Origin of the sequence: Mycolicibacterium confluentis (assembly GCF_010729895.1) — a bacterium.
Taxonomy (GTDB): Bacteria; Actinomycetota; Actinomycetes; order Mycobacteriales; family Mycobacteriaceae; genus Mycobacterium; species Mycobacterium confluentis.
This window is the reverse complement of sequence record NZ_AP022612.1, coordinates 1,125,825-1,152,329: the sequence shown is the minus strand read 5'-3', so window position 1 is coordinate 1,152,329 and position 26,505 is coordinate 1,125,825. Positions and strand designations below refer to the sequence as shown.

Annotated in this window: 30 protein-coding genes and 1 tRNA gene; 14 read left to right on the top strand and 17 right to left on the bottom strand. The window is 67.3% G+C overall.

Going from position 1 to position 26,505, the window contains the following annotated elements; translation table 11 throughout:
* Positions 1-39 precede the first annotated feature (39 nt).
* A complete protein-coding gene (locus G6N34_RS05515) occupies positions 40-864 on the top strand; it encodes an acyl-CoA thioesterase (RefSeq protein ID WP_109788613.1) in 825 nt (274 codons plus the stop codon).
* A gap of 6 nt (positions 865-870) precedes the next feature.
* On the opposite strand, the gene meaB is transcribed toward G6N34_RS05515, so the two are convergent.
* Positions 871-1,767 (bottom strand): methylmalonyl Co-A mutase-associated GTPase MeaB, encoded by an 897-nt coding sequence (gene meaB, locus G6N34_RS05510; RefSeq protein ID WP_234813032.1) that lies wholly within the window; start codon positions 1,765-1,767, stop codon positions 871-873.
* A gap of 92 nt (positions 1,768-1,859) precedes the next feature.
* On the opposite strand from meaB, the gene G6N34_RS05505 reads away from it, so the two are divergent.
* Positions 1,860-2,624, top strand: a complete 765-nt coding sequence (locus G6N34_RS05505; protein ID WP_085154633.1) for an SDR family NAD(P)-dependent oxidoreductase — start codon at positions 1,860-1,862, stop codon at positions 2,622-2,624.
* Between the two features lie 46 nt (positions 2,625-2,670).
* Here G6N34_RS05505 and G6N34_RS05500 read toward each other — a convergent pair whose 3' ends face one another.
* Genes G6N34_RS05500 through G6N34_RS05485 form a run of 4 tightly spaced genes read right to left on the bottom strand, consistent with a single transcriptional unit; the run spans position 2,671 to position 6,798 of the window.
* Complete coding sequence (locus G6N34_RS05500) at positions 2,671-3,435, bottom strand: enoyl-CoA hydratase/isomerase family protein (protein WP_085154631.1); 765 nt, start codon at positions 3,433-3,435, stop codon at positions 2,671-2,673.
* Between the two features lies 1 nt (position 3,436).
* A complete protein-coding gene (locus G6N34_RS05495; protein ID WP_085154629.1) occupies positions 3,437-4,522 on the bottom strand; it encodes an acyl-CoA dehydrogenase family protein in 1,086 nt (361 codons plus the stop codon).
* Positions 4,509-5,414 carry an acyl-CoA dehydrogenase family protein gene (locus G6N34_RS05490; protein WP_085154627.1) on the bottom strand — a complete coding sequence of 302 codons (906 nt, stop codon included), beginning with the start codon at positions 5,412-5,414 and terminating at the stop codon, positions 4,509-4,511. Before G6N34_RS05490 ends, G6N34_RS05495 begins: the two co-directional genes overlap by 14 nt.
* Entirely contained in the window at positions 5,392-6,798 is a 1,407-nt protein-coding gene (locus G6N34_RS05485) for a class I adenylate-forming enzyme family protein (protein WP_085154625.1), read from the bottom strand. Before G6N34_RS05485 ends, G6N34_RS05490 begins: the two co-directional genes overlap by 23 nt.
* A gap of 169 nt (positions 6,799-6,967) precedes the next feature.
* Between G6N34_RS05485 and G6N34_RS05480 the strand changes: the two genes are divergently transcribed.
* On the top strand, positions 6,968-7,297 hold the full coding sequence (locus tag G6N34_RS05480; RefSeq protein ID WP_407663209.1) for a 2Fe-2S iron-sulfur cluster-binding protein: 330 nt from the start codon (positions 6,968-6,970) through the stop codon (positions 7,295-7,297).
* Between the two features lie 41 nt (positions 7,298-7,338).
* On the opposite strand, the gene G6N34_RS05475 is transcribed toward G6N34_RS05480, so the two are convergent.
* From G6N34_RS05475 to G6N34_RS05460, 4 genes are read right to left on the bottom strand one after another with little or no spacing between them, the layout of a single operon-like run.
* Positions 7,339-8,376 carry a CaiB/BaiF CoA transferase family protein gene (locus tag G6N34_RS05475; protein ID WP_085154621.1) on the bottom strand — a complete coding sequence of 346 codons (1,038 nt, stop codon included), beginning with the start codon at positions 8,374-8,376 and terminating at the stop codon, positions 7,339-7,341.
* On the bottom strand, positions 8,373-9,329 hold the full coding sequence (locus tag G6N34_RS05470) for an LLM class F420-dependent oxidoreductase (RefSeq protein WP_085154619.1): 957 nt from the start codon (positions 9,327-9,329) through the stop codon (positions 8,373-8,375). The genes G6N34_RS05475 and G6N34_RS05470 overlap by 4 nt, the downstream gene beginning before the upstream one ends.
* Positions 9,329-9,760 carry a cobalamin B12-binding domain-containing protein gene (locus G6N34_RS05465; protein WP_085154617.1) on the bottom strand — a complete coding sequence of 144 codons (432 nt, stop codon included), beginning with the start codon at positions 9,758-9,760 and terminating at the stop codon, positions 9,329-9,331. Before G6N34_RS05465 ends, G6N34_RS05470 begins: the two co-directional genes overlap by 1 nt.
* Positions 9,761-11,338, bottom strand: a complete 1,578-nt coding sequence (locus G6N34_RS05460) for a methylmalonyl-CoA mutase family protein (RefSeq protein ID WP_085154615.1) — start codon at positions 11,336-11,338, stop codon at positions 9,761-9,763.
* 92 nt (positions 11,339-11,430) lie between these two features.
* On the opposite strand from G6N34_RS05460, the gene G6N34_RS05455 reads away from it, so the two are divergent.
* The 5 genes from G6N34_RS05455 to G6N34_RS05435 all read left to right on the top strand — a co-directional run bounded on the left by G6N34_RS05455 (position 11,431) and on the right by G6N34_RS05435 (position 15,784).
* Complete coding sequence (locus G6N34_RS05455; RefSeq protein ID WP_085154613.1) at positions 11,431-12,285, top strand: SDR family oxidoreductase; 855 nt, start codon at positions 11,431-11,433, stop codon at positions 12,283-12,285.
* 34 nt (positions 12,286-12,319) lie between these two features.
* Positions 12,320-12,700 carry a carboxymuconolactone decarboxylase family protein gene (locus tag G6N34_RS05450; protein ID WP_085154611.1) on the top strand — a complete coding sequence of 127 codons (381 nt, stop codon included), beginning with the start codon at positions 12,320-12,322 and terminating at the stop codon, positions 12,698-12,700.
* Positions 12,697-13,611, top strand: coding sequence for an NAD(P)-dependent oxidoreductase (locus G6N34_RS05445; protein WP_085154609.1), 915 nt, complete (start codon positions 12,697-12,699; stop codon positions 13,609-13,611). The genes G6N34_RS05450 and G6N34_RS05445 overlap by 4 nt, the downstream gene beginning before the upstream one ends.
* Positions 13,612-13,683: 72 nt before the next feature.
* Positions 13,684-14,310, top strand: coding sequence for a TetR/AcrR family transcriptional regulator (locus G6N34_RS05440; RefSeq protein WP_109788617.1), 627 nt, complete (start codon positions 13,684-13,686; stop codon positions 14,308-14,310).
* The gene (locus tag G6N34_RS05435; RefSeq protein WP_234813031.1) at positions 14,291-15,784 is read left to right on the top strand and encodes an adenylate/guanylate cyclase domain-containing protein; all 1,494 of its coding nucleotides are present in this window, start codon (positions 14,291-14,293) and stop codon (positions 15,782-15,784) included. Before G6N34_RS05440 ends, G6N34_RS05435 begins: the two co-directional genes overlap by 20 nt.
* Here G6N34_RS05435 and G6N34_RS05430 read toward each other — a convergent pair.
* A complete protein-coding gene (locus G6N34_RS05430) occupies positions 15,763-17,088 on the bottom strand; it encodes an NAD(P)-binding domain-containing protein (protein WP_085154683.1) in 1,326 nt (441 codons plus the stop codon). The two genes, G6N34_RS05435 and G6N34_RS05430, sit on opposite strands and share 22 nt — an antisense overlap.
* Positions 17,089-17,201: 113 nt before the next feature.
* Here G6N34_RS05430 and G6N34_RS05425 point away from each other — a divergent pair, with 113 nt between their 5' ends.
* Both G6N34_RS05425 and G6N34_RS05420 read left to right on the top strand, forming a co-directional pair.
* A complete protein-coding gene (locus G6N34_RS05425; RefSeq protein ID WP_085154605.1) occupies positions 17,202-17,915 on the top strand; it encodes a TetR/AcrR family transcriptional regulator in 714 nt (237 codons plus the stop codon).
* A 245-nt stretch (positions 17,916-18,160) separates the two neighbouring features.
* The gene (locus G6N34_RS05420; protein WP_085154603.1) at positions 18,161-20,536 is read left to right on the top strand and encodes a flippase-like domain-containing protein; all 2,376 of its coding nucleotides are present in this window, start codon (positions 18,161-18,163) and stop codon (positions 20,534-20,536) included.
* Positions 20,537-20,538: 2 nt separating this feature from the next.
* On the opposite strand, the gene usfY is transcribed toward G6N34_RS05420, so the two are convergent.
* The 5 genes from usfY to G6N34_RS05395 form a co-directional block, all read right to left on the bottom strand.
* The gene (gene usfY, locus G6N34_RS05415; RefSeq protein WP_085154601.1) at positions 20,539-20,850 is read right to left on the bottom strand and encodes a protein UsfY; all 312 of its coding nucleotides are present in this window, start codon (positions 20,848-20,850) and stop codon (positions 20,539-20,541) included.
* A gap of 177 nt (positions 20,851-21,027) precedes the next feature.
* The gene (locus tag G6N34_RS05410; RefSeq protein WP_308213209.1) at positions 21,028-21,348 is read right to left on the bottom strand and encodes a DUF6766 family protein; all 321 of its coding nucleotides are present in this window, start codon (positions 21,346-21,348) and stop codon (positions 21,028-21,030) included.
* A 20-nt stretch (positions 21,349-21,368) separates the two neighbouring features.
* Entirely contained in the window at positions 21,369-21,626 is a 258-nt protein-coding gene (locus G6N34_RS05405; RefSeq protein WP_085154681.1) for a DUF7218 family protein, read from the bottom strand.
* Between the two features lie 146 nt (positions 21,627-21,772).
* Positions 21,773-22,015: a microaggregate-binding protein 1 gene (gene mbp1 / locus G6N34_RS05400; protein WP_085154599.1), complete on the bottom strand. Its 243-nt coding sequence runs from the start codon at positions 22,013-22,015 to the stop codon at positions 21,773-21,775.
* Positions 22,016-22,192: 177 nt separating this feature from the next.
* Positions 22,193-22,591 carry a heme-binding protein gene (locus tag G6N34_RS05395; protein WP_085154597.1) on the bottom strand — a complete coding sequence of 133 codons (399 nt, stop codon included), beginning with the start codon at positions 22,589-22,591 and terminating at the stop codon, positions 22,193-22,195.
* Positions 22,592-22,966: 375 nt separating this feature from the next.
* Between G6N34_RS05395 and mbp1 (G6N34_RS05390) the strand changes: the two genes are divergently transcribed.
* From mbp1 (G6N34_RS05390) to G6N34_RS05380, 3 genes are all read left to right on the top strand, one after another.
* Positions 22,967-23,203, top strand: a complete 237-nt coding sequence (gene mbp1, locus G6N34_RS05390) for a microaggregate-binding protein 1 (protein WP_085154595.1) — start codon at positions 22,967-22,969, stop codon at positions 23,201-23,203.
* Positions 23,204-23,436: 233 nt separating this feature from the next.
* On the top strand, positions 23,437-23,709 hold the full coding sequence (locus tag G6N34_RS05385; protein WP_085154679.1) for a DUF4235 domain-containing protein: 273 nt from the start codon (positions 23,437-23,439) through the stop codon (positions 23,707-23,709).
* The gene (locus tag G6N34_RS05380; protein ID WP_109788612.1) at positions 23,709-23,861 is read left to right on the top strand and encodes a DUF3349 domain-containing protein; all 153 of its coding nucleotides are present in this window, start codon (positions 23,709-23,711) and stop codon (positions 23,859-23,861) included. The genes G6N34_RS05385 and G6N34_RS05380 overlap by 1 nt, the downstream gene beginning before the upstream one ends.
* 6 nt (positions 23,862-23,867) lie before the next feature.
* On the opposite strand, the gene G6N34_RS05375 is transcribed toward G6N34_RS05380, so the two are convergent.
* Both G6N34_RS05375 and G6N34_RS05370 read right to left on the bottom strand, forming a co-directional pair.
* Complete coding sequence (locus G6N34_RS05375) at positions 23,868-25,256, bottom strand: IS110 family RNA-guided transposase (RefSeq protein WP_234813029.1); 1,389 nt, start codon at positions 25,254-25,256, stop codon at positions 23,868-23,870.
* Positions 25,257-25,559: 303 nt separating this feature from the next.
* A tRNA-Leu gene (locus G6N34_RS05370) sits at positions 25,560-25,643 on the bottom strand.
* A 304-nt stretch (positions 25,644-25,947) separates the two neighbouring features.
* On the opposite strand from G6N34_RS05370, the gene G6N34_RS05365 reads away from it, so the two are divergent.
* Positions 25,948-26,493 (top strand): LAGLIDADG family homing endonuclease, encoded by a 546-nt coding sequence (locus tag G6N34_RS05365; RefSeq protein WP_234813028.1) that lies wholly within the window; start codon positions 25,948-25,950, stop codon positions 26,491-26,493.
* Positions 26,494-26,505 lie beyond the last annotated feature (12 nt).

The window sequence follows — 26,505 nt, the reverse complement described above, 5'->3', positions numbered from 1 at the left end:
ATCGTTCTCAGGTCCTAGAACGCCACTTACACTCGACGCGTGGCTGTCTCTCTGACCGAACTGTTGGCCTGTCTGCGGTTGCGCCGGATCGGCGATGAGGCGGACGGGACTCTGCTTTTCGATGCCGACAATCTGACGCTGGACTACCGCCGGGTGTTCGGCGGGCAGATTCTGGGGCAGTTCGTCGCGGCCGCGCAGGCCGCATGCCCCGAGAAATCGGTGAAATCGATGCACTGCGTCTTCCCGCGCGAAGGGCAGGCCGACGAACCCCTCCGCTACACGGTGCAGCGCCAGCATGAGGGCCGATCCTTCGCCACTCTGGCGCTGTCGGCCACGCAACCGTCCGCGGTGGTCGGCTCCGCGTCGGTGTCGATGCACGCGCTCGAAAACGGCCGCGAGCACCAGGATTTGGCGTACTGCGGCGGACCGGTTCCGGCCCCACCCGGCCCCGAACACCGCCTGGGTCTCGACTTCATCCCCTGGGAGACCCGCAGCACGGTCGACCTCGGGGATCGCAGCGCCGGACCACCGGAGTTTGAACTGTGGCAGCGCACACCGCCCGTCCCCGACGACCTTCACGCGGCCCTGACGGCCTACGCCACCGATCTCACCCTAATAGGAACAGCGCTGCGTCCGCTCGACGGCTACTCGCAGAGCGACACCATCACGCGGTTCACCTCGGCGGTCACGTCCCACTCGATGTGGTTCCACCGCCCGTTCCGCACCGCCGACTGGCTGCTGCTGCGGCAGCACAGCCCCATCTTGGCCGGGGGACGCACCTTCGGGCGCGGCGACGTGCTGACCCGCGACGGCGTGTTGGTGGCCTCGTACGCCCAGGAGGCCCTGGTGCGTTTCCTGGACTGAGTGTCCTCAGTCGGCCAGGCCGGCCAGGCGGTCCGCGGCCGCGTAGGCGCTCGTAGACCCGTCGGCCACCGCGGCCGCCAGCCGGTTCAGGTCCGGATGGCGCTGCAACCGGGTCTGGGCCAGCGACAGGATCTGTGCGCGTGCCCGAGCGGTCCGGCGCTCACTGGTGTCGGATCGGTGGTGGGCTTCGATGGCCTCCATGAGTTCCGGTACACCATCGCCTTGTGCGGCAATGAGTTTGAGGATCGGCGCGGCGGTCTCGGCATGCAGGTCCCGGACCGTCTGATCGGCGCCGTCGCGATCGGCCTTGTTGACCACGACGACGTCGGCGACTTCGAGCAGGCCGGCCTTCGCGGCCTGGATGGCATCACCGGCGCCCGGGTTGAGGACGACGATCGTGGGGTCGGCCACCGCGGCGATCTCGATCTCGGACTGCCCCACGCCGACGGTCTCCAGCAGCACCAGGCCGTAACCCAGCGCCGCGAGCAGGCGAATGGCGGCGGGCACCGCCGCGGCCAGGCCACCCAGATGCCCCCGGCTGGCCACTGAACGGATCAGCACCTCGGGGTCGTTGATGTGGGCGGCCATCCGGATCCGGTCCCCCAGCAGGGCCCCTCCGCTGTACGGCGAGGACGGGTCGACCGCCAGGACCGCGACCCGGTTGCCCCGCTCGCGGTACGCGCTGACCAGCGCCGCGACCGTCGTCGACTTGCCGGCCCCCGGCGGACCGGTGATTCCGACGACCTGGACGTCCACCGAGTCGAGCCCGTCGAGGACCGCGAGGACCTCGTTGCGGCGGGCGCTTTCGACCAGGCTCAGGAGTCGCCCAGCGGCCCGCACGTTGCCGGCGCGAGCCGAGGCGATCAGGTCACCGACATCGGACATTTCCCGGGTCACAGTCATTGATTATCGGTCCTTGACGTTGGGGGTCGCTTCGATCTGGCGAGAATAGTATTCTCCGAAGCTGAGAGTCTGAATTCCAGGAAGGGAACAGCATGCAGATCACGGGTAACTCGGCGCTCGTCGTGGGTGGCGCCGGCGGACTCGGCGAAGCCACCGTGCGACGGTTGCACGGCGCCGGAGCCAAGGTCGTCGTCGCCGACATGGCCGACGACAAGGGCAAGGCACTGGAGTCCGAACTCGGAGTGCGCTACGTCCCCACCGATGCGACCAGCGAAGAGAGCGTGCTTGCCGCCATCGCCGAGGCCGAATCGCTTGGACCGCTGCGCATCTCGATCGACACGCATGGTGGCCCGGCCAGCGGTGGCCGCCTTGTCGGCAAGGACGGCAGCCCGCTGGGGCTTGAGGGTTTCAAGACCACGATCGAGTACTACCTGACGGCCGTGTTCAACGTCATGCGCCTGTCGGCCGCGGCGATCGCTCGGCAGGAACCCCTCGACGAGGGGCAGCGCGGCGTCATCATCAACACCGCCTCGGTCGCGGGCTATGAGGGTCAGATCGGCCAGCTGCCCTACTCGGCCGCCAAGGGTGGCGTGATCGGGATGACTCTGGTGGCCGCGCGCGACCTGTCGCCGCTGGGCATTCGGGTCGTGACCATCGCACCGGGCACGATCAACACGCCGGCCTACGGTCAGGCCGCCGACCAGTTGGAGGCCTACTGGGCGCCGCAGATCCCGTTCCCGAAGCGGATGGGGCGGTCTACCGAGTACGGGCAGTTGGCGGCGTCGATCATCGAGAACGACTACCTCAACGGTGAGGTGATCCGACTCGACGGCGCCCTGCGCTTCCCGCCGAGGTGAGCCGGGAGGGTGTGAGCGGCACTCGGCGCCGCTCACACCCCACGGGTCACTTCTTGGCGACCAGTCCGTCGACGATCTTGTTGAAATCGTCTGTCCCGAAAGACACATACTCGCTCAGGTTGGCGTAGTCCAGCGAGGCCATCACCGAGCGCTCGAGTTGCATGTTCATCAGGCGTTTGGTGCTCTCCACGGCCTGCTGCGGCAGTTCCAGGATCTTCTTGGCGCACGCGATGGCCTCACTCACCGGCTCCGCCACCACATGATTGGCCAGGCCCAGTTCCAGCGCGCGCTGCGCGGTGATCTTGGTGCCCGTCAGCGCGAACTCCTTGGCCTGCAGGAAGCTGATCTGCATGGGCCACACCAGCGGACCGCCGTCGGCGGCCACCAGACCGATGCGCACATGAGGATCCGCGAAATGCGCGGTCTCGGCCATGTAGACGATGTCCGACAGCGCGGCCAGGCTGCAGCCCAAGCCGACCGCAGGACCGTTCACCGCGGCGACCACCGGGATTCGGCACCGGATCATTCCCGTCACGATGTCGCGACCGTGCTTGATGGTCTTGGTGCGCAACGCCTCATCCCTGCGGAGTTCGTCGAGGTAGTGGAAGTCGCCACCGGCCGAGAACGCGCGGCCGGCCCCCGTGAGCACCGCGACGCGCGCGTCGGCGTCCTCGTTGAGTCGATCCCACAGACCGGCGAGCCCGACATGCAGGTTGTCGTTGACGGCGTTGAGGGCGTCAGGCCTGTTCAGGGTGATGATCCGCAGGGGGCCTTCGGCCTTGACGTCGATCTCCTCAGGCATGCCATACATGTCAAACTCCCAATCCGAGAATGCGCGAAGCGATGATGTTCTTCTGAATCTGCGACGTGCCACCCATGACGCTCTGCGCCCGGCTGTACATGTAGGCACCGAGCATCTCGTCATCCCCGGTGCCGGCGATGTCGAGGGCCGCGTGCCCGACCGACTGCTCGACCCACGTCATCAGCAGCTTGTCGATCGACCCGTTGGGGCCGTGCGAGAGCCCGTCGAGTTGTTCAGAGAGCCTGCGACGCACGTGATGGGTCAGCATCTCGACCTCGACGGCCGCCCAGACCAGTTCCTCGGACGGCGTCTCGGCCCGCTTTGCCAGCGACCGCACGATCTTGTCGTAGCGAGCCGCGAAGCCCAGCGTCGAGGGCTCCCGCTCATGGCTGACCACCGTCATCGCCAACGGCCAACCCTCACCGGGCGCGCCGACCATGTTCTCCACCGGGACCTTGGCGCCGTCGAATGTCACCTGCCCGAATTCCTTTGTCACACCGCTGATCATCTGCAGCGGACGCTGTTCGATGCCCTCCTGGTGCATGGAGCAGATGAAGGCCGAGATGCCGCGGTGTCGCTTGGCGTCGGGATCGGTGCGGGCCAGCACGAGGCACCAGTCGGCCTCGTCGGAGTAACTGGTCCAGATCTTGTGACCGTTGATCACCCAGTGGTCGCCCTCGAGGGTGGCCGTGGTGGTCAGCGATGCGAGGTCCGAGCCCGCACCGGGCTCGGAGAAGCCCTGGCACCACCGTTCACTGCCGTCGATCATTCCCGGCAGGAAACGCTGCTGCAGTTCCTCACTCCCGTGGTGCCCGAGGCCCACCACCAGATAACCGAGGCTGGGCCGGGCCGGCGCTCCGGCACGCGCCAGTTCCTCGTCGAGGATGACGTCGTAGACCGGAGGAAGTTCGTGTCCGCCGAACTTCTTGGGCCAGGACAGACCGAAGAATCCGGCCTGGTACAGAGCGCGGTGCCACTCGCCCGCCTTCGCCCAGTACTCATCACCGGACGTCGGAAAGTCCTTGGCATGCACGCTCAACCACTCGCGCAGCCGTTGCCGGAATGCCGCCTCGTCGGCGGAATCACGAAAGTCCAAGGTCGATCTCCTCCCACTTGACGGGCCACAGTTCTGTCGAGGTCAACGCTCGACGCAGATAGACATGGGCAAGGCATTCCCAGGTGTTGCCGATGCCGCCGTGCACCTGGATGGACGTCTCGCACACCGTGCGAGCCGTGCGGGCGCAGTACAGCTTGGCCACCTTGGCGGCACGCAGGGCCTCCGCGGCGGGCAGTTCGTCGACCGCCCACGCCGCGTGGCGCAGGATGCTCACCGACCCCTCGACCAGAGTCAGACTCTCGGCCAGCAGATGGGCCACGGCCTGATACGAGCCGATCGTATTGCCGTACTGTTCGCGGATTTTCGCGTACTCGACGGCCAGATTCAGCGTGCCGCGCGAGACCCCGACCAGATCCGCGGCGGTGACCACCAAGGCCAGCGCCTGCCACCGGACGGCAGCCTCCTCGGAGATCGTGCCCACCGGTTCGGCCGCACCGAGTACGCCCCTGGCCCGGGTCAGGTCGGCCGACGGGGCCGACTCCCCCACCGGCGCCACCGCCACCGCGGTGCCGTCGAGCAGTAAGGCCCGGGCAGCGCCGCGTGCGTCGACGGCCTGGTCGCCGACCGCGACCGTCAACTCGACGGCGTCGACGCCGTCGAGTTGACGCGCCGCATCGTCGGCGAGTACCGGGCCGAGGAACGGTGCATCAACGAGTCCGCGGCCGAACTCCTCGGCCACCAACGCGACTTCCACGCCGGAGGCCTCGTCGGAGCGCAGCGACCGCCATCCCGTGACGGCGATCTGCTTGTCCAGCCGGGCGATTCGACTCTCGTCGTCGAGTTCGGCGACCGATCCGGGACCGAGGTCATCGGCCAGTTTCGCGGCCGCATCACGCAGCTGTTGTTGTTCAGTGGTCAGACGTACATCCATGGCGCTCCTTCAGCACGCGACGCAGCACCTTGCCGGAGGGCAGGCGCGGGATCTCGGGGACGAAAACTATTTCGGCGGGACGCTTGTAGGACGCCAGCGACTCACCCACCAGCGCAACGAGTTCAGCCGCGGGGACCTCACGATGCACCGCGACCGCCGCAACGACGGCTTCACCGTCGGCCTCATGCGGCACGCCGAACACTGCACAGTCCGAAACGTCGGGGTGGCCGTGCAGGACGGCTTCGACTTCGGCGGGCGCAACCTGGAAGCCGCGGACCTTGATCATCTCCTTGGCGCGGTCGGTGATCCGCAGGTGGCCGTCGTCGTCGAGAAAGCCGACGTCGCCGGTGCGGTACCAGCCGTCCACGACGACGGTGGCAGTGTCCTCGGCCGGCAGGTATCCGGCCATCATCGAATTCGATTGGGCCTGAATCTCTCCGGGCTCCCCCGTCGGCAGCGGCTCTCCGGCCTCGAGCGACACCACGCGCAACCGGACCCCGTCCGCCGCGCGCCCGACGGTGTCGAGGGGCCCACCGGAGAGTTCGTTGCAGGTCAGGACGGGCAGTTCGCTGGCGCCGTACGCCGTCGTCCACCCCACGCCCGTTCGCCGGGTGACGGTCTCGGCCACGCTGACCGTCACCGGAGTGGCGCACCACATGATGTAGCGCAGCGACGACAGGTCGAAGGCCTCCAGGGCCGGGTGCGAGGCGATGGCCAGCGCGATGGGGGCGACGGCCATCTCGACGGTGATGCGGTCGGTCTCGATGTGCCGCAGCATGGTGTCGATGTCGAAGCGGCGGTGCAGGCGCAGCCAGCCACCGGATTCGAGCACCGTGGCGATGTTCAACAGACCCAGAATGTGCGAGGGCGGCGTGACGATCTGCATGCGGTCGGACGCGGTCAACTGCAATGCAGTGCGCCAGGCCGAGATCGCGGCCGCGAAGGATCCGTACGTGTGCCGCACGGCCTTGGGCAGACCGGTGGTACCCGAACTGAAGACCAGGACGGATTCCGCGTCGGCATCGGGGGTGACCGCGGCTGGCGCCGGTGCGGCGGCGCGCTCCTCATCGAGACTCACCATCGGCATCAACTCGGCCAGCGTGGCCTGGTCCCCGATCGCGTGCGCCGGTTCCGTCAACGCCAGCGCGTGCGCGACTTCGGCACGCTTCCACGCCGTACTGATCAGGACGACGGAGGCGCCGAGTCTCCAGACCGCGTACAGGGCCACGACGAACTCCGGGCGGTTCGAGGACATGAGAGCGACGCGCTGGCCGGGCCGCACTCCGCGCTGCGCGAGCACCGCGGCGAACGACGCGATCTCGGCGTCGAGCTCCGACCGGCGGTAGTCGCGCCCCTCAAACGCGAGAACGACCGGGTCAGGCATCGGTCCTCCTCGGCGAGGGCTGTCGGGGCATCGCATCGACCCCGGTGGGCGGACTGCGGAGCCACGCGGGCGCGTGGCAGACTGGAGAAGATCCTATCTCAGTATGAGAACATTATTCTCATTGAGGTAGAATACACATACCAATTTCCGCGATCCAGAGGATGGGGTGATGGCAGTAACGATGTCCAGCGACACCGAAGTGGCTCCGTCACAGAGCAGCGACGCCCCGGCGACCGTGACGATCCTGCTCGACGGCAAGACCGCCACCACGTCAGCGCGACCGGACGAGACCATCCTGGAGACGGCCCGCCGCGCCGGCCTGACCCCGCCGTTCTCCTGCGAGGCCGGCAACTGCGGCACCTGCATGGCCAAACTCACCGAGGGCACGGCGTCGATGCGGGTCAACGACGCCCTCGACGACGACGAGGTCGAAGAGGGTTATGTGCTGACCTGTCAGGCCACACCCGACGGCCCGGTGGTCGTCGACTACGACTGCTGACCGCTGCCCCTCTTGGGCGGTCGGTGTGGGCGTACGAGCGTTCAGGCCCCGTACTCCCCCAGCACCGGCGGCGGGCGATAGTCGGGCTGGTAACCCTCCACGCGAACCGAACTGGCCACCAGACGGTAGTTCCCGGCCGTCACGACCATCTCCGGCAGGGCGTCGAGCGCCTCGGGAAGCGTGCGCACGGCGGCGGCCGGGATCCCCAGTGGTTTGAGCCGGGCCTCCCAGTTCTTCGCGGTGTCACCTGCGAGTGCGGCCGTGACGACGGCAAGGACCTCGTCACGACGTTCGGAGCGCTCAGCCATGGTGTCGAAGCCCGTCAATCCTGCTTCCGCACTGAAGCGGCGCCAGAACCCGTCGTGCGTGATGAACAGCGCCAGATGTCCGTCCGCGGTGGGAAACAGCTGAGCCGGCACGTAGAACGAGTGCGCCCCGTTGGGACGACGCTGCGGGTGCACACCCCGGTTCAGGTAGGCCGCGGCGTGATAGTTCAACTGCGACAACAGCACATCCCGCAACGAGACGTCGATCTGACCGCCGCGCCCGGACACGATCTGCGCCAGCAGACCCAGCGCCGCGGTCAGGCCCGTGGAGTTGTCCGCCGACGAATACCCCGGCAGGGTCGGCGGTCCGTCCGGATCCCCGGTGAGCGCGGCAATGCCCGTCGCGGCCTGTACGACATAGTCGAAGGCAGGGTCGTCGCCGCCGTTCAGGCCGAATCCGGTCAGCGCGACGCAGACGATCTTCGGGTTGAACTTCTGCAGCGCCTCATACGTCAGCCCCAGCTTGTGGATCGCGGACGGCTTCAGATTGACCAGTAACGCATGGGATTCCGCGACGAGTTCGGCGAGTCTGCGCTGGCCTTCGTCGGTGCCCAACTCCAGACAGATGCTGCGCTTGCCGCGGTTGAGGCTCGCGAAGTAGTCATCGCTGACCTGACGCGAGATGTCGCCGGTCGGCGGTTCGATCTTGATCACCTCGGCGCCGAGATCAGCCAGCATCATGGTCGCGTAGGGACCGGCGAGCATCGTGCCGACCTCGAGCACGCGGAAGCCGGCGAGGGGCCCTGCGCTCATCTGATCGCTTTGGCGAGCTCGGCGATCACCTCGCGCGTGCGGTACTTCGACGCCACAAGTTCGTCGCGGGTGTCCCCGATCGGAAGCAGTCGCACCGAAAGGTCGGTCACGCCGGCGTCGGCGAACTGCTTGAACCGCGCCAGGATTGCCTCTTCATCGCCGGCCGCGCAGAGGTCGCCGACATTGCGAGCGTCGCCACGGTCCAGAAGTTTCTGGTAGTTCGGCGACGTCTCGGCCTCGGCGAGGATGCGGTTGGCCCGCTCCTTGGCGGCGTCGATCTCGGAATTCGCGCACAGGCAGACCGGGATACCGGCGACGACGCGAGGTGCGGGACGTCCGGCGTTCTCGGCGGCCTTGTTGATGCGCGGGGCGATGTGGTCGCCGATCGCACGTTCGTCGGCCATCCAGAGCACGGTGCCGTCGGCGAGTTCACCGGCGATCTGCAGCATCACGGGCCCCAGCGCGGCGATGAGCACCGGCAGGCGCGGCTCGGCGCCCAGGGCGGTGGGGTTGTGCACCGTGAACGTGTCGTTCTCGACGTCGACCGGTCCGGGCCCGCTCAGCGCCGCGTTGAGCACCTCCAGATAGTCGCGGGTGTAGGCCGCAGGCTTCTCATACGGCAGCCCGAGCATGTCCCGAATGATCCAGTGGTGCGACGGCCCGACACCGAGCGCGAGGCGGCCACCGGTGCCCGCGTGCACCGAAAGCGCCTGGCGGGCAAGCGCGATCGGGTGCTGCGCCTGCAACGGCACGACCGCGGTGCCCAGTTCGATGCGAGTGGTGCGCCCACCCATCAGCGACACCATGGTCAGGCAGTCGAAGTCGTCGGGCACCTGTGGCATCCACGCCGTGTCCAGGCCCGCAGCCTCGGCCCACTCGATGTCGGACAGGAACTTGGTGACCTTGCGGGTCATGTCGCCCCGTTCGGCACCGATCATCACGCCGAGTCGCATCAGCTTGCTTCTCCTTCTGCGGCCACGGTCTGACCCGTCAGGGCCCGAACGTCGCGCACCAGGACATCCAGCGGAGTCCCGGTCGGGAACACCGCGGCGGCACCGGCGTCGAGCACCTTCTGCACGTCACCCTGAGGGATGGTGCCGCCGACGACCACGGCGATGTCACCGGCGTCGGCGGCGCGAAGCGCCTCGACGGTACGGGCCGTGAGCGCCAAGTGCGCCCCCGAAAGGATCGAAAGGCCCACCACCGCAACGTCTTCCTGCAGGGCGATGGACACGATGTCCTCGATGCGCTGTCGGATCCCGGTGTAGATCACCTCGAACCCCGCGTCACGCAGCGTGCGCGCGACGATCTTGGCCCCGCGGTCGTGGCCGTCCAAACCCGGCTTGGCCACCAGGATGCGGGCGGGAGATTCTGCAGAAGTCATCTAGAACACCACCGGTTGTTGGAATTCGCCCCAGACCGCCTTGAGTGCCGAAACCATCTCGCCCACAGTGCAGTAGGCGTTGGCGCAGTCGATCAGAGCATGCATCAGATTGTCAGTGCCCTCGGCGACGCGGGACAATGCGGCGAGCTTGGCGGCCACCTCGCCGGAGTCGCGCTCGGCCTTGACCCGGGCCAACCGCTTGAGCTGCAGTTCGCGGCCCTCGGCATCGAGTTCGTAGGTGTCGATGTCCGGTGGCGGCTCATCGGAGACGAACTTGTTGACACCGACCACCGGTCGCGTGCCCGATTCGACCTCCTGGTGGATCTTGTACGCCTCGTCGGCGATCAGACCCTGCAGGTAACCGTCCTCGATCGACCGGACCATGCCGCCGTGGTTCTCCAGGTCGGCCATGATCTCGATGATCTTCTCCTCGGTGGCGTCGGTGAGCGCCTCCACGAAGTACGAACCACCCAACGGATCTGCCACGCGCGTCACGCCGGTCTCGTAGGCCAGGATCTGCTGGGTCCGCAGCGCGAGCGTCGCGGACTCCTCACTGGGCAGCGCGAACGGTTCGTCCCAGGCCGCGGTGAACATCGACTGCACGCCGCCCAGCACCGAGGCCAGTGACTCGTAGGCGACGCGCACCAGGTTGTTCTGCGCCTGGGGCGCGTACAGCGACGCACCACCGGAGACACAACCGAACCGGAACATCGAGGCCTTGTCGGTCTTGGCACCCCAGCGCTCGCGCACGATCGTGGCCCACCGGCGCCGGCCTGCACGGTACTTGGCGATCTCCTCGAAGAAGTCGCCGTGCGTGTAGAAGAAGAACGAGATCTGCGGCGCGAACTGGTCGATCGTCATGCGACCGCGCTCGACCACGGTGTCGCAGTAGGTGACGCCGTCGGCCAGCGTGAACGCCATCTCCTGCACCGCATTGGCGCCGGCGTCGCGGAAGTGCGCACCCGCCACCGAGATCGCGTTGAACCTGGGCACCTCGGCCGCGCAGAACTCAATGGTGTCCGCGATCAGACGCAGCGACGGCTCGGGCGGCCAGATCCAGGTGCCGCGGGACGCGTACTCCTTGAGGATGTCGTTCTGGATCGTGCCCGTGAGCTTCTCGCGAGGAACCCCGGCCTTCTCGGCGGCCGCGACGTAGAACGCCAACAGGATGGCCGCGGTGCCGTTGATCGTAAAGCTGGTGCTGATCTTGTCGAGGGGGATGCCGTCGAACAGGATCTCGGCGTCGGCCAGGGTGTCGACAGCAACGCCGACCCGCCCGACCTCTTCGCCGTACTCGGCGTCGTCGGAGTCATAGCCGCACTGCGTGGGCAGGTCCAGCGCGACCGACAGTCCGGTGCCGCCCTGTTCCAGCAGGTAGCGATAGCGCTGATTGGACTCCTCGGCCGTGCCGAAGCCGGAGTACTGCCGGAACGTCCAGAGGCGACCCCGGTAGCCGGAGGCGAAGTTGCCCCGGGTGAACGGAAACTCCCCGGGGGCAGGCGGCGTTGCCGGCGGGTCTGTCGGCCCATAGACCGGGTCCAGCGGGATCCCGGACGAGGTCGAAGTTGTGTAATCCATCGGTCTCCAAGTCGTGAAACAGCTACCGGATAACGTACTTGCAAAAAAAGAGAATGCCAATACCGTACGGTGGAAATGACCAAGGGAGAGACATGACTAACAGCACCGCCGCCACGGCTCTTCAGGGCCGCACCCTCGTCGTATCCGGCGCCAGCCGCGGGATCGGATTGGCCATCGCAGTGTCGGCAGCCCGACAGGGCGCCAACATCGTGCTGCTGGCTAAGACGGCCGAGCCCCATCCGAAGCTGCCGGGCACCATCTACACCGCGGCCGCCGACATCGAGGCCGCGGGCGGCAACGCGGTCCCGGTGATCGGCGATGTCCGCAAAGAGGACGACGTCGCGCGCCTCGTGGAGACCGCTGTCGACCAGTTCGGCGGTGTCGACATCTGCGTCAACAACGCCAGTGCGATCTCCACCGACCCCACCGACGAACTCTCGGCCAAGAAGTTCGACCTGATGATGGACATCAACGTCCGGGGCACCTTCCTGCTCACCAAGGCCTGCCTGCCACACCTGCGCAAGTCGCCCAATGCGCACGTCTTGACGATCGCCCCGCCGATGAACATGAGCCCATACTGGCTGGGCGTGCACCCCTCCTACACGTTGTCCAAGTACGGCATGACCCTGTTGGCGCTGGGCTGGGCCGAGGAGTACCGCGAGGCGAAGATCGCCTCCAACTGCCTGTGGCCCGAGACCTACATCGCCACCGCGGCCGTCACCTCGCTGGCCGCGGGCAGCGAACTGGCGGAGTCGTCACGCAGCCCCGAGATCATGGGCGATGCCGCGGCGGCCATCGTGGCGCGCCCGTCCGACGAGGTCACCGGACAGTGCTTCATCGACTCCGACGTCCTGCGCGACGCGGGCGTGACGGATCTGTCCCGTTACGGTGGCGGCGACAACCCGATCCCCGACCTGTTCCTGGACGCGGCCGAACCGAAGTCCTGACGGGACAGCGCGACAGAGCCAGGAGGCCGCCCACATGGACAAGCAGACCTACGAACGCGGCCGCGAAGTCCGCACCGCGGTGCTCGGCCAGGCGTACGTGGACGCCGCGACGAAGAACGTGGACGAGTTCTCGGCGCCCCTGCAGGATCTGCTCACCGAGTACTGCTGGGGTGCGGTATGGGGCCGCGAGGGGCTGCCCCTCAAGATCCGCAGCATGCTCAACCTGGCCATGATCGCGACGCTGAACCGGCCCCACGAACTGCGCACCCACCTGCGTGGCGCGCTCAACAACGGTGTGACTCGTGAGGAGATCCGCGAGGTGTTCCTCCAGGTCGGGGTCTATGCGGGAGCACCCGCGGCCGTCGACAGCTTCCGGATCGCACGGGAACTGTTCGCCGAACTGGACGCCACGTGAACCTCACCCTCGGGTTCATCGGCCTGGGGCACATGGGCTCGCCCATGCTGCGCCGACTGGTCGCCGCCGGACATCCGGTGGTGGCGTTCGACCCGCGCGCCGAGGCCCTCGACGGGGCCGTACGGGCCGGCGCCGCCGCGGGCGCCGATGTCCGCGACGTCGCCGACCGCGCCGACGTGGTGCTGGCGAGCCTGCCCACCCCGCAGGCCTCCCTCGAAGTGTCCGGCGGCATCCGGCACGGTGCCCGCATCCGCCGCTTCGTCGATCTGTCCACGGTGGGCGCCACCACGGCCCAACAGGTCCACGAGCGCCTGCGGGAGCACGGCATCAGCACGCTGGACTGCCCGGTCAGCGGCGGCGTGCACGGCGCCGAGCAGGGCACGCTGGCGTTGATGGTGTCGGGCCCACGGACCGAATTCGACTCTCTGCGAACGGTGTTGGAGGCGCTGGGCAGACCCATCTTCGTCAGCGAGTCTCCTGGCGCGGCCCAGACCATGAAGCTGGTCAACAACATGCTCGCGGCGACGGCACTGGCGGCCACGGCCGAGGCGGTGGTGATGGGGGTGCGCGCGGGACTGGATCCAGGCGTGATGATCGACGTGCTCAACGCCGGTTCCGGCGGCACCCACGCCAGCCGTGACAAGTTCCCGCGCGCGGTGCTCCCCCGCACCTTCGACTACGGATTCGCGACCGGACTGATGGCCAAGGACGTCGACCTCTACCTCGACGAGGCGCGCTCGCTTCAGGCACCGTCGGACATCGCGGCGGCGATCGGGAGATGCTGGAGCGACACCGTGGCCGCCGAAGGGCCCGACTCCGATTTCACCGCCGTGATCAAGCCCATGGAGGCCGCTGCTGGGGTGCTCGTCGACGGCCGACCGACGGATTCCGACCCGTCAGCGCCCGCGTGACCCCATCCGGCGGAAATGCTGATCGCACGAACCGAGAAGGATATTCTCGGCTGGACTGACCGAGCGGGAGGCATGGAGACGACGGAGCAGAGACCCGCGGCCGCCGCCCCCGCACGCCCCGGTTACAGCCCAGAGGTCACGCGCATCCTCGACGCCGCGGTTCGGGTGATGTCCCGCTCGACGCCTCAGACGCTTCGAGTCTGCGACATCATTGCGGAAGCGGGTACCTGCAACAAGACGTTCTACCGGCACTTCAGCGGCAAGGACGATCTGGTCATGACGGCCATGGAGCGCGGCATCGGTGTGGTCACCACTGCGATCGCCGACGAGATGTGCCGACGCGCCGACCCCGTCGACCAGGTGGCCTGCTGGGTCGAGGGCCTGCTCGAGGAGATGACCGACCCGCATCGCTTCAGGATGTGCCGAGCCACCGTGGCGCAGTTGTCCGCCATCGCCGGTCGCCGAGCGTCCGACGAGGAACTCATGGCTCCCCTTCGGGCCCTGCTCACGGATCCACTGGCCGCCATGGGCCGCCGGGACCCCGTGCGTGACGGAGACGCGGTGTTCCACTGCACGATGGGCACGCTGCGTCGGCACCTGGGATCAGGGCAGCGCCCACCCCGGGCAGACGTCACCCACCTCGTGCAGTTCTGCCTGAGCGGCATCGGAGTCGAGGCCAGTGGCGCCCAAGGCCTCTGACGCCACCGGATTGGCACTGCGCTACGCCGCGGGCGTCACCATCGCGCACGTGCTCGCCGTCATCGAGGTGCTGCTGGTGATGACCGCGCTGCGCCGCGAGACGCTGGGTGACGATCAGCCGCCGTTCAATCCCGACAACGACCCGCTGATCATCGCGCTCGTCGTGGGTGCGATCGTCGTCGTCGCGGTGGGCAGTGTCGCCATCGTGCTGCCGTCGCTTCGGTGGTACGTCACCGGCACCGAACCCACTCCACGACAACGCCGTTCGGCGCTGCGTGTCGCGCGCCGAGCCAGCCTGCTGCTGACCTGGACATGGGTGGGCAGCGGGCTGATCGTGGTGCTGGCCAACCTGGAATCGGGGTTCGCCGTTGCCGTGCTGGTGGGACCGGCGGTGTTCTTCGGCGCCACGGCGGCGGTGTGCACCGCACTGCTGCTGACGGTGCGCACCCTGCATCCCCTCAGCGCGGCCGCGGGGCCGTACGCGGTGCGCCGCGACACCGCACCCGGCGTGCTGGCCCGACTGCTGATGATGTGGGTGCTGTGCTGCGCACTGCCCAGCATCGGCATCGCGCTGCTGATCCTGATCCGCAGTCGGGGCTGGATCATCGACACGACGTCGTCGGTGGAGATCCCGGTCCTGGTGCTCAGCGGCGTCGCGGTGCTGTGGGGACTGCGCGGCATGATTCTGGTCTCCCGCTCAATCTCGGATCCCCTGCGCGAGGTCATCGACGCCATGGCCGACGTCGAGCAGGGCAACATCAACCGGCGCGTCAACATCTACGAGCGCTCCGAGATCGGGCTGCTGCAGAGCCGTTTCAACCGCATGGTGGCGGGACTCCGCGAACGCGACCGGATTCGCGACCTCTTCGGCAGGCACGTCGGCGACGACGTGGTCCGGGTGCTCGTCGATCGCGAGGTGTCGCTGTACCGCGACGTGCGAGAGGTGGCTGTGCTGTTCGTCGACCTCGCGGGCTCGACGCAGTTCGCCGCCAGTCAGCCCCCAGAAGTGGTGGCCGACACCCTCAACGACTTCTTCCGCGCGATCGTGGACGTCGTGGACGCCAGCACCGGATTCATCAACAAGTTCCAGGGTGACGCCGCCCTCGTGGTGTTCGGAGCGCCCGTACACACCGCCGCCCCCGCAGACGACGCCCTGGCCACCGCTCGCGAGCTGTCCCTGCGACTGCCGCACAGAGTCCGCCTGGACTACGGGATCGGAGTGTCAGCGGGACGGGTGTTCGCCGGATTCGTCGGCGCGGAGAACCGCTTCGAGTACACCGTGATCGGCGACGCGGTCAACGAGGCGGCCCGCCTCGCCGACCGAGCGAAGAGCGACACCACCCGGGTGCTGTGTTCGGGCACCATCCGAGACCGCGCCCAATGCGATGAAGCCGCACGGTGGGCATCGGTCGGCGCCGAGGTGCTGCGCGGACGTGGCGTCCCGACCGAGCTCTACCGCCCGCTCGAGCCCTGATCGCCCGGCGCGACAAAACCGTTCTTCCAGCTCGCCAGCGCCGCGTTCACACCCGCCTGCACGGCCGTGCCGTTACCCCAGCCCGCGTAGTAATGCAGTTGCAGCACAATCTCTTCCAACTCGTCTTCGGTGAGCTCACCGTTGATGAGCGCGCCACGCACCTGCACCTCGATCAGGTCGGCGCGGCCCAGCATCGCCGTCGCACCCAACACCACCAGGCGGCGGTCTCGCAGCGACAGTCCCGGGCGGCTCCAGACCTCACCGAAGAGGTGGTCGATCGTCATCTCGAGCGCGGGCGACCGGTCCTCGGGCATATGAGCGGCCAGGCCGGCGCCGTACACCTTGTCCATGGTCTGCAGTCCGACCTCGGTGCGGTCGGCCGGCGACGCGGCCTCCCGGACGCCGAGCGTCTCGGCTGCGCGCTCACGGGCCACATCGACCACCGGAACGACAATCCCGTTGTCGGCAGCCAACTCCTGGGCCGCGCCGAGGTCCTTGGTCATCAGCCGCAGCACCTGTGGGCCGGCCTGCTCGACGATCTCGGGGTTGGTGCTGCGGTTGCGCAGCCATGTGAAGAGGGTCGAACCCTGCGGGTCCGCCTCCTCGACGACGTCGATGAGCGTCTCCGGATCCACCCCGGCGGCACGCGCCAGTTCGGCGGCCTCGTGCGCGACGCGCCAGGTGCCGTAGGTGAGGACGTTGCGCGCGATCTTGGTGGCCATGCCGGCACCCGACGGGCCGCAGTGCACAACCTTCTTGGCGAAATCGGCCAGCACCGGCATCGCCCGGCGCACGGTGTCGTCGTCACCGCCCACCATGGCGACCATTCCGTTGTTGGCGGCCTGATCACCGGGTGTGACACCGCAGTCGAGCAGTGCCACACCGAAGGGTCGGCACTCCTCGGCGATGTCGAGCACCTCGGGCACGGCGAGAGTGGACAGCAGCACGACGACGAGGCCCGGCCGGGCGCCGGCGAGTACGCCGTCGGTCCCCCGCAGCACCTCGCGCACCTGCGCGGCATCGACCACCGCGATCAGCACGACGTCGCTGACGGCCGCCACCTCGGCGGGCGTCGGGGCCGCCAAGGCCAGCCCCAGATCCTCGGCCGCCTCGGGGCGGATGTCGTAGACCACCGGGATCCGGCCACGAGCCTCGAGGCTCACCGCAACACCGCCGCCGATCATGCCGAGGCCGATGACGCCGGCCCGAGGTGCGATCCCGGCACCGACCGGGCCGCGGTCCTCGACGGCCTCGCGGTCGGCGCCCGCGAGGGGAGCAACCAATTCGTCGGGACTCGCAGTCATTGCGACCTCCATCACGTAAACTAACAATGTTCAGTTACCTGAAGCTTAGTCTCACTATCGACCCTCGGGCAGGGCTCTAACCTGGTGATTCTCAGCACATCTGGAGGTGAAGTGTGCGACGCGCCGCAACAGGACAAGGGAAATCGAGCCGGCCACGCAGTCGGCGCGGACACGGCGACCAACTGCGCGCCGAGATCCTCGAGGCCGTCAACCGTCTGCTGGACGAGTGGGGCAGCGACGAGAAGCTGACCATGCGCGCCGTCGCCGAGGAGGTCGGAGTCGCGGCGCCCAGCATCTACCTCCATTTCGCCGACAAGTCCGAGCTCGTGTGGGCCGCGCTGGCCGACAAGTACGCCCAACTCGCCGACGTGATGCGGACCGCCGCCGAGGCGACCGACGGCGGTCCGCGCGACCGTCTGCTGGCCCAAGTGCACGCCTACTGCCGGTTCGCCCTGGAACACCCCGGCCACTACCGGCTGATGTACCAGGTTCGCCAACCCGCATTGGACGCCGGGAAGCGGGGCCATCACCCCTCGCGTCAGGTGTCGGGACGCCTGCGGCGCGCCCTCACCGAATGCGCCGAAGCTGGCCACCACCTGGCGCTGCCCCTGCACCAGTGCGCGCACACGCTGTGGACCGGCCTGCACGGCATCGTCTCGATCCAGCAGACCATGGCGCCGGCCGGCGGGTCCCCCGACGGCGTCTACGCGCTCGCCGACGGACTGGTGGACGCGCTGGTGTCGTGCGCCCTCGGCACGGGCGAGGCCATCCCGCGCCCGACGGAGATCGACCGGATCATCGCCGCGTCCGTGGCCGACGACGACTAGCGGCACCACATCCAACTGATCGAAAGACCCGGCCCCTTATTCAGGGACCGGGCCTCTCAGGGATCAAGTCTGCGGTTAGTCGGCTGGCCGGTTTCGCGCCGCTTCGAGTGGTGAGCTCTCACCACCCCGCACGCTTTGTTCCCACCACCCCGCGACTTCAAACCCTCGCTGCGGACTTCGGGACAGCAGTGCGGTTATGTTGTCCCGGGAACAGCGACGGACGGCGGGGCGGAAGATCCAACAACATGCGAGTTGACGGGCGGGACATCACCGTCACGGGCAAGCTGCTGCAACCCATGACGAAACGCACCAACGACATCATTCGGTTGGCGCTTTCCGCCGCCTTCCTGGCGGCCGTGATCACCAGTTCGCTGATCACCCGGTACGAGTGGGTCACGCTCGAGAAATCCATCTCGGAGATCGTCGGCGTACTCACCCCGACCCAGTCCAACCTGGTCTACCTGGCGTACGGCATCGCGATCCTGGCGCTGCCGTTCGCGATCCTGATCGGACTGCTGGCGGCCAGGCAGTGGAAGCTGCTCGGGGCGTACGTCGCGGCCGGTTTGACGGCCGTGCTGGCGCTGTCGATCACCGGCAACGGCATCGCGGCCCCGAGTTGGCACTTCGACCTGTCCGAACGGCTCGACAGCGTGCTGTCGCAGTTCCTCGACGACCCGCGCTGGATCGCGATGCTGGCGGCAATGCTCACGGTGTCGGGATCGGGACTGCCCGCACGGTGGCGCCGGTGGTGGTGGACGCTGCTGTTGGCCTTCGTGCCGATCCACCTGGTCGTCAGCGCCGTGGTGCCCGCACGGTCGCTGATGGGCCTTGCCGTCGGGTGGTTCGTCGGCGCCCTGGTGGTGCTCGTCGTCGGGACACCGGCACTGGAGGTGCCCCTGGACGGCGCGGTGCGCGCCATGCGCCGGCGTGGATTCGAACCCCAAGCCCTGGCCGTCATGCGGCCCGCCGGCCCCGGCCCACTGCTGCTGTCGGCGACCACCGACGAACCCGACTCGACCGCGGTCGTCGAGCTGTACGGTCCCAATCAACGCAGCGGCGGTGCCCTGAGACAGTTCTGGCGCAAACTGCGCCTGCGCGCCAGCGAGACAGCGCCATTGCAGACGTCCATGCGGCGCGCCGTCGAACATCGCTGCCTGCTCGCGATGGCCATCGGCGATCTGGGCCTGGCCAACACCAACATGCTGTCGATGTCAGCTCTGGACCGCGGGTGGACCATGTACGCCCACACCCCGGCCCGCGGCGAGGCGCTGCACGACGTCGCCGAGGACACCCCGGTGGAGCAGATCTGGCAGGTGCTCTCGGTGCTGCACCACCACCAGTTCTCCCACGGCGATCTGCGCAGCCGGGAGATCACGGTCGCCGACGGGTCGGTGCTGTTCGGCGGTTTCGGCTACGCCGAGTTCGGCGCCACCGACGAACTGCTCCAGGCCGACATCGCGCAACTGCTGCTCACCACCACCGACCTCTACGGCGCGGGACCCGCGGTGACGGCCGCGATCGAAACATTCGGCAAGGACACCGTCCTGACCGCGTCGCGCCGGTTGACCAAGTCGGCCATGCCAGCCCGGATCCGCGACAGTGTCGACGACGCCGGGGTCGTGCTGACGGCCGCGCGGGACGAGGTCCAGAAGCAGACCGGCGCCGACCAGATCCAGGCCGAGACCATCACCCGGTTCACCCGGACCCAGGTCATCCAACTGGTGCTGCTCGTCGCACTGGTCTACGTCGCCTATCCGTTCCTGAGCACCGCGCCCACGTTCTTCACCGAACTGCGCACCGCGAACTGGTGGTGGGCCCTGCTTGGCCTGACGGTCTCGGCGCTCACGTACGTCGGGGCCGCCGCGGCGCTGTGGGCGTGCGCCGACGGCCTCGTCAGCTTCCGCAACCTGACGATCATGCAGGTGGCCAACACCTTTGCGGCGACCACCACACCGGCAGGCGTCGGCGGCCTGGCGTTGTCGACCCGGTTCCTGCAGAAGGGCGGACTCGGCGCGGTACGCGCCACAACGGCCGTCGCGCTCCAGCAGTCCGTCCAGGTGATCGTGCACGTGCTGCTGCTCATCGTGTTCAGTACCGCCGCAGGCGCGTCCGCCAACCTGTCCCACTTCGTGCCGTCAGCGACGGTGCTGTACCTCATTGGCGGTGTAGCACTCGGACTTCTCGGGGCATTCCTGTTCGTGCCCAAGCTGCGCCGGTGGTTGGGCACCGCGGTCCGGCCGAAGCTCAAAGAGGTGGCCACCGACCTCGTAGAGGTGGCGCGCGAACCAAAACGGCTCGCGCTGATCGTTTTGGGCGCTGCCGGAACGACTCTCGGCGCCGCGCTGGCGCTGTGGGCGAGCGTCGAGGCGTTCGGAGGCGACGTCTCGTTCGTCACCGTCACCGTCGTGACGATGATCGGCGGCACACTCGCCTCGGCGGCGCCCACCCCCGGCGGGGTCGGCGCCGTGGAGGCCGCGCTCATTGGCGGCCTGGCGGCGTTCGGCGTGCCTGCCGCCATCGCGTTTCCGGCGGTGCTCCTCTATCGCGTCCTCACCTGCTGGCTGCCGGTGTTCGTCGGCTGGCCCATCATGCGGTGGTTGACCAACAACGACATGATCTGAGATCAGCTCGACGGCGGCTGGGCCGGTGCCTCGGGATGCTTGGCAAGCCAATCCCGTTCGGCGGCCCGGACTTTCCTGTGACTGACGAACAACCACACTCCGGCGACCACGCCGAGGATCACCGCGATCACGACGCCCACAATGCCCACCGTCGCATGACCGGCAGCGAACGCGAAAATACCGGCCACCAGCGCCACGACCGCGACCGCACCGGAGATCAACCCGGGTGCGTTGGCGCCGTTCTTGAAAGTCTCACCGGCATGCGGGCGGGTGGTGCGCACATGATCGACCGGATCTGAATGACTGTCACCCATGATTCCTCCTCAGCGGTAGGGCTCACTGCGCCGACTTCAGTTGACGCGCCAAAGTGCGCGGCGCCAGGCTCAGGCGTCACCGTGCAGACCGGTGCGACGGCCCGCATCGGAGGCGAGTTGACCGGCATCGAGTTGCCTACCCGCGGGGTTCGGCGGCCAAACCGTCAGCGCGAGCGGTCACGCGCTGGTGTCGCGATGGGCATCTGCGACCGGTTTGGATTCCGCGGATCCGCGTTGGCGCAGGAAGATCGACAGCCCGACGATGGCAGCAACGGCAATGAACTCGCTCTGCCAGTTCTGCATTGGCTCGAACCAGAACCGCGAGGTGATCAGGTACTGCCACACCGAGATCGCGGCCTGGCCGTGTTCGGCCTGCTCTGCGTTGTAGGCAGCGACACCGCCGAGTGCGTGCAGACTCCAGGAGGCGAAGAACAACACGAAAAACGCTGCGGCGAGGGAATTCTCGTACACGCTGAGGACCCACCCGCCCCGGCGCACTGGCCACGGCGTGGTGGGCGTCAGTGGTTGCGGAGCTTGGCCACCAGCTTGCTCTTGGTGAGTCCCGAATATCCGGACATGCCCAATTCTTTTGCTCGCTTCTTCAGCTCCGGAACGGTCCAGTCGTCGTAGGAGCCGGCTTCGCCGCCCTTACGCCCGACCGAGGATTTGCCGCGGGCTGCGGCGGCATTCGAGATGCGGGCCGCCTTCTCCTTCGAGTTGCCCTGCTCTCGCAGATCCTCGTACATCTTCTCGTCCTTGATCGACGCGTTCGGCATCGCCGTCACCTCCAAGCCGTCGACAGGAACGCTCCATGAGCGTTCCCGTCACTGAGTGCCCGCCCGCCCGCTGGGCGAAACCGCACGGCGTACCACGCAGTGATGCCCGGCCCCGCAGCGCGGAACCGGGCATCATCGGGGTTACGTCAGGAGTCCTGCTCGGCCCGTTGGCGTGCCTCGTTGGTCTTGGCCGCCGCACGTGCGCTTTCGGCCTCGGCCTCCTTCTTGGCGGCCTCGCGCTGCGCATCGGCCTTGTCCTGCTGGGCCTGGCCCTCACGCTGCAGGTCGTCGCGGCCGGCGACGGCTCCGACGACCTCCTTGGCCTTGCCCTTCACGCCCTCGACGACGCCCTTGACGGCTTCGGCGGGCCCGCTGTTCTGGTCTGCCATGGCTCTTCCCTTCGGTTGCGTCGGTTATCTCGCCCGCGGCGGCGGGCGTCCCACTCAGACTGCCCAGCCGCGCCGAGAATCAAACCCTGGCCCAGTCACCCAGGGACACTGCAGGACTGGCGGAGGTGGGTCGGTCGCCATCGGAAGGGCCCGCGACTCGCCTCCGCCAGCCAGCTGCTATCCCGCCATGAACTCGGAGTAGGCCGATGCCATCTCCGGCGGAAGAACCGTCACGTTGCACTGCCGCTGCGTCTCCCCGATCGGCGAGAGAATGCCACGCAGATCGCGGTATTCGCCCGGGTTCGAGGTGAAGTAGGCGCGCAGGTTCTGCGAGGCCGCGGCGCGCGGTTGGTTGTAGGCCGCCGTCACAGCTTGGTTCGCGCCTGGATGCGCATTCAGGTAGGACTGCGCTGATCCGGTCACCGAACTCACGGTTCCCGCAATGCCCGCGGGACTGCAGTCGGGCGCCGCGAACGCTGCCGGGGCAGCGACGGTGGCGGCGACTGCTCCCCCGAGGACACAACCTGCTGCGATGCCGGCGACGCGGCGACGCGTGGTGTCAGCATGAAATTCCATCATCATCTCTTCTTTCGCGTGTGTTGCTGTACTGCTTCTCCCCGTCCCGAAAACCAAAGTACGCAAGCGATTTTCGTCCGCCTGAGCTGCCGATTTCGCGCAGAGCCGAAACCGCCGGGCGTTACAGTGGAAGGCAGTGAAATCAGCCTCATTCGGCGGCAAATCGGTGAGAGTCCAGCCAGATCCCCGGCCATTCTTTAGAAAAAGGGTTCAGCTCTTAATTGATCGTGATTTCCGACGTCATGAAGACGTCATCAGTTCTGTCGCCTGTTTCACACCGACGGCGGCGTTTGGCGACGAGCAGTCCGGGAACCCGAACGACGGTGGGTCAAGCACCTGGCCCGCTGAAATCCAGCAGATACCAGAGAGGACGCGATGACTGAGAAGAACAGCGGTCCCGAAGAAGGCATCAAGGGCGTCGTCGAAGACGTCAAGGGCAAGGCCAAGGAGGTCGTGGGCACCGTCACCGGTCGTGACGACCTGACCGAGGAGGGCAAGGCCCAGCAGGACAAGGCTGAAGCACAGCGCGATGCCGCCAAGAAGGAAGCCGAGGCCGAATCGGCACGAGGCGCTGCCGGCGTCGCCGAGGAACGGCAGAAGTCCAACCAGTAACGGACTGAGCAGTGTGGCCCGATCCCCTTATGGGGTCGGGCCACAGCTGTCTCCGGGCCTGGCGTGCAACGGATCCGACTCGATTTCATATCGCCGTAACTGCTCGGAGCGCACGTTCGGCACTGCTCACCTAACCTGATAACTGCAGGTGAATCGCCGTCACTGTGGTCGGTGTGAAGCGCGGATTTCGGGGTACTCCCGACGCAACATTGCGCGTCGTCGAGGAGGTGCTAGTGAGCCGAACGTCGAAGCTTCTCTACATGCCGCTGTCGCTCGCCACAAGCGTGGGCGGTGGCCTACTCGCCGGTGCGCTGTTCACCCAGGTCTGGAAGCGCATCGACGACACACAGGAACCCCCGCCCGATCCCAAGGACCTCAATCGGTCGGGAGCCAAGGCGTTGTCGGGCGCGGCACTCCAGGGCCTGGTGTTTGGACTGGTGAAGGCTGCGGTCGACCGTGCGGGCGCCCGAAGCTACCGGGCCGTGGCGAAGGAGTCTCCGGTCTGATGTCCCCGATGGTGAAGAACGCCGCGAAGCCCCTGTTCAAGGCCGTGCAATTCCTCCGAGCCGGCTATCCCGACGCGGCGCCCACGCAGGGCCACATCGCCGTGCTGGCGCTGCTGCCGCAGGCAGGTTCTCAGCGCAACTTGAGTTCCTAACGGATGTCAAGCGACGTGTGGGCTCGTAGGCTCGTGTTTGGCGGGCCTGGATGTTGGAGCGCTTGGCGACTCCTGTGACTCCTGGCCCGCCGCCTGTTTGCGGCGGTCGCGCATGCGTTGGTGACGGATGTTGTCGCGGCGCCGGGGCTCGATCTGATAGCGCTCTTTGACGATGTTGCGGCCCTGAGCGTCGGTGATCGGGGTGCCGTCGACATCGCGCAGGACGTAGGGCTGGCCGTTGCGCATGCAGGTGGCGATCCGGGTGACCAGCAGGGTGGCCAGGTGGCAGATCGCCGAGTCGTGGTGGCGGTCGCCGGCCATCAATCGCTGGTATTTCGCAGCGATCTGCGGGTCGATCTTGCGGGCTTGATCAGCGGCGGTGCAGAGCATTTCGCGCAGCAGGGGGTCGCCGGCCTTGGTGATCGAGGATTCGACCCTGCTCAGCCCGGACTGGCTGACCTTGGGGACCAGTCCGGTGTAGGCGCGGATCGCGGCCAGTGAGGTGAACAGGTGGGGATCTCCGATGCGCCCGGCGATCACGGCGCTGATGACGGGTCCGACGCCGGGAGCAGAAGCCACGATTCCCTCGGGGTCGGCGTCTGCGTAGAGGTTCGCGACCCGTTCATCGATCTGCTTGATCTGCCGGGTCAAAAACAGCGCCTGTTCGGCCTCGTGGGCGATATCGTCGCCCAGTTCGGCGAAGTTCATCCCGTCCGGTCCCCACAGCATGAGGGTTTCCTTGGCTGCGACGATGAGTCCGGCGGCGTGGTCCTCACGCCACGCGCCGCGGGAGCGGGCGATCAGAAACCGGCTCAGACGTCCCTGGCCGAGTCGAATCACCGTATTCGGATCGGCATAACGAGCCAGGAATTCCAACGCCGCGTTGCCGTAGTTCGAACCGAGCACCGCATACCACGCTGGCCCGAGGAGCTCAACGAGCGCATCGAGCCGGGAATACACCGCAACCCGGCGTTTGATCATGGTGGAGCGCTGTTTGACCAAGCGCCGCAACGGGTCTGCCGGTCCCTGGCCGGAATACTCGCGCAACCCTTCGGGATGAAGTAGCGGCAGCCGGGCCAGCAGCTCGGAGTCGATCCGATCGTTCTTGGTGTGCTTGGAGTAGTACTTGCGCAGATCCGCCGATTGGGTTGTAGGCACCATCACCACCCGGGCGCCGCGGCGGCGGAACCACTCGGCCAGCACGATCCACGCGTTACGGGTCGGCTCCACCACCACGGTCACGTCCGTGGCGTCGGCCAGGAACAGATCGGCCCACAACCGCTCCAGGTCCGCCGGCCGGGTCGAGAATTTCCCCCCCGCCATACCGTGGTCCCGTCGCGGGCCAGCGTCGCTTGATGCGCCGCGCGCACCGCTACGTCGATCCCTAATGTCCACGCCATCGTTGTGTGCTCCTGTCAGCCATCAATCCCTATTCACCCAGGTGGCTGACCATCGCGGCTGTGGCCCAGACATTCTCTAAGCAGGAGTCCACACCGTCCGGCTGGCTCCAAGTTCCCGAACAAGGACACCGCTCGACCAGACACCGAGCTCGCGAGCGGACCACTCAAATCACAGGGATCACCACGCGTCCCAGTCGGACGTTCGGCCCGCCCGCGAACTCACACTCCAAAGCTAAATGTCGGTGGCTGCGCTTATGGTGTCGCCAGGACATTGGATCGACACCTAATACGCGAAAAGTGCGGGCGGAGGGACTCGAACCCCCACGCTCTTTCGAGCACGGACACCTAAAGACCGCGCGGCTGCCAGTTACGCCACGCCCGCATAGATGCCGATTCTAACGGTCCGCCCGCAGCGCCCGACGGCCAACAACCCGTAAGTGGGCGACTCACCCAACGGGAGGGCCGCAGATCGTGCGATCGAGCGAACAGTTCGAAGAGGTGCAGTTGCTTATTCGTGCGGGCGTGAACGACTGCGCGATCGCAGGACTGACTGGTGTCCCGCGCAGCACGGTGCGAGGCTGGAGACTCAGGCCGATCGGCGGCCACGCCCGACGGAGGCGTCGAGTTGCGGAGTTGTCCACGACTACGCACACCTGCCGACTCGAGCCTACGCATACCTGCTGGGGATGTACCTCGGCGACGGATGTATCTCCAAGGCGCAACGCGTGTGGCACCTCAGGGTCAGCCTCGACAAGAAGTATCCGGGGATCATCGATGCGTGCCGCGAAGCGATCGATATCCTGATGCCGACTCAACGTGCTGCTGTGCATCCTCGGCGCACCGGATGCTCGGACGTCTCGCACTACTCCAAACACTGGCCCTGCCTGTTCCCTCAGCGTGGCCCAGGTCCCAAACACACCCGACCCATCCGCTTGGAACCCTGGCAACAGACACTTGTAGACATAGCCACCGAAGACTTCGTCCGAGGTCTCATCGACAGCGATGGATGCCGCGTCGTCGCCAATGACCGCGGTGTGCGCAGCGTCCGGTACCACTTCTCGAACAAATCGGATGACATCCTGAACCTGTTCACCGCCGCGTTGGATCACCTCGGCATACCGTGGACCCGAAACCGTGCCGACACCATTGCGGTATACCGCAAGGCGGCGACGGCTCGAATGGACCAGTTCGTCGGACCAAAGTCTGCTGCGCGCCCACCACTGGTTGCCTGAGTCACTCGGATT

Excerpts from the sequence above, each read along its gene's own strand:
- meaB (WP_234813032.1), bottom strand. The coding sequence starts at position 1,767 with ATGACTGTGACCCGGGAAATGTCCGATGTCGGTGACCTGATCGCCTCG.
- G6N34_RS05505 (WP_085154633.1), top strand. The coding sequence starts at position 1,860 with ATGCAGATCACGGGTAACTCGGCGCTCGTCGTGGGTGGCGCCGGCGGA.
- G6N34_RS05500 (WP_085154631.1), bottom strand. The coding sequence starts at position 3,435 with ATGTATGGCATGCCTGAGGAGATCGACGTCAAGGCCGAAGGCCCCCTG.
- G6N34_RS05490 (WP_085154627.1), bottom strand. The coding sequence starts at position 5,414 with ATGGATGTACGTCTGACCACTGAACAACAACAGCTGCGTGATGCGGCC.
- G6N34_RS05485 (WP_085154625.1), bottom strand. The coding sequence starts at position 6,798 with ATGCCTGACCCGGTCGTTCTCGCGTTTGAGGGGCGCGACTACCGCCGG.
- G6N34_RS05480 (WP_407663209.1), top strand. The coding sequence starts at position 6,968 with ATGGCAGTAACGATGTCCAGCGACACCGAAGTGGCTCCGTCACAGAGC.
- G6N34_RS05475 (WP_085154621.1), bottom strand. The coding sequence starts at position 8,376 with ATGAGCGCAGGGCCCCTCGCCGGCTTCCGCGTGCTCGAGGTCGGCACG.
- G6N34_RS05470 (WP_085154619.1), bottom strand. The coding sequence starts at position 9,329 with ATGCGACTCGGCGTGATGATCGGTGCCGAACGGGGCGACATGACCCGC.
- G6N34_RS05465 (WP_085154617.1), bottom strand. The coding sequence starts at position 9,760 with ATGACTTCTGCAGAATCTCCCGCCCGCATCCTGGTGGCCAAGCCGGGT.
- G6N34_RS05460 (WP_085154615.1), bottom strand. The coding sequence starts at position 11,338 with ATGGATTACACAACTTCGACCTCGTCCGGGATCCCGCTGGACCCGGTC.
- G6N34_RS05455 (WP_085154613.1), top strand. The coding sequence starts at position 11,431 with ATGACTAACAGCACCGCCGCCACGGCTCTTCAGGGCCGCACCCTCGTC.
- G6N34_RS05450 (WP_085154611.1), top strand. The coding sequence starts at position 12,320 with ATGGACAAGCAGACCTACGAACGCGGCCGCGAAGTCCGCACCGCGGTG.
- G6N34_RS05440 (WP_109788617.1), top strand. The coding sequence starts at position 13,684 with ATGGAGACGACGGAGCAGAGACCCGCGGCCGCCGCCCCCGCACGCCCC.
- G6N34_RS05430 (WP_085154683.1), bottom strand. The coding sequence starts at position 17,088 with ATGACTGCGAGTCCCGACGAATTGGTTGCTCCCCTCGCGGGCGCCGAC.
- G6N34_RS05420 (WP_085154603.1), top strand. The coding sequence starts at position 18,161 with ATGCGAGTTGACGGGCGGGACATCACCGTCACGGGCAAGCTGCTGCAA.
- usfY (WP_085154601.1), bottom strand. The coding sequence starts at position 20,850 with ATGGGTGACAGTCATTCAGATCCGGTCGATCATGTGCGCACCACCCGC.
- G6N34_RS05405 (WP_085154681.1), bottom strand. The coding sequence starts at position 21,626 with ATGCCGAACGCGTCGATCAAGGACGAGAAGATGTACGAGGATCTGCGA.
- mbp1 (WP_085154599.1), bottom strand. The coding sequence starts at position 22,015 with ATGGCAGACCAGAACAGCGGGCCCGCCGAAGCCGTCAAGGGCGTCGTC.
- G6N34_RS05395 (WP_085154597.1), bottom strand. The coding sequence starts at position 22,591 with ATGGAATTTCATGCTGACACCACGCGTCGCCGCGTCGCCGGCATCGCA.
- mbp1 (WP_085154595.1), top strand. The coding sequence starts at position 22,967 with ATGACTGAGAAGAACAGCGGTCCCGAAGAAGGCATCAAGGGCGTCGTC.
- G6N34_RS05380 (WP_109788612.1), top strand. The coding sequence starts at position 23,709 with ATGTCCCCGATGGTGAAGAACGCCGCGAAGCCCCTGTTCAAGGCCGTG.
- G6N34_RS05365 (WP_234813028.1), top strand. The coding sequence starts at position 25,948 with ATGTACCTCGGCGACGGATGTATCTCCAAGGCGCAACGCGTGTGGCAC.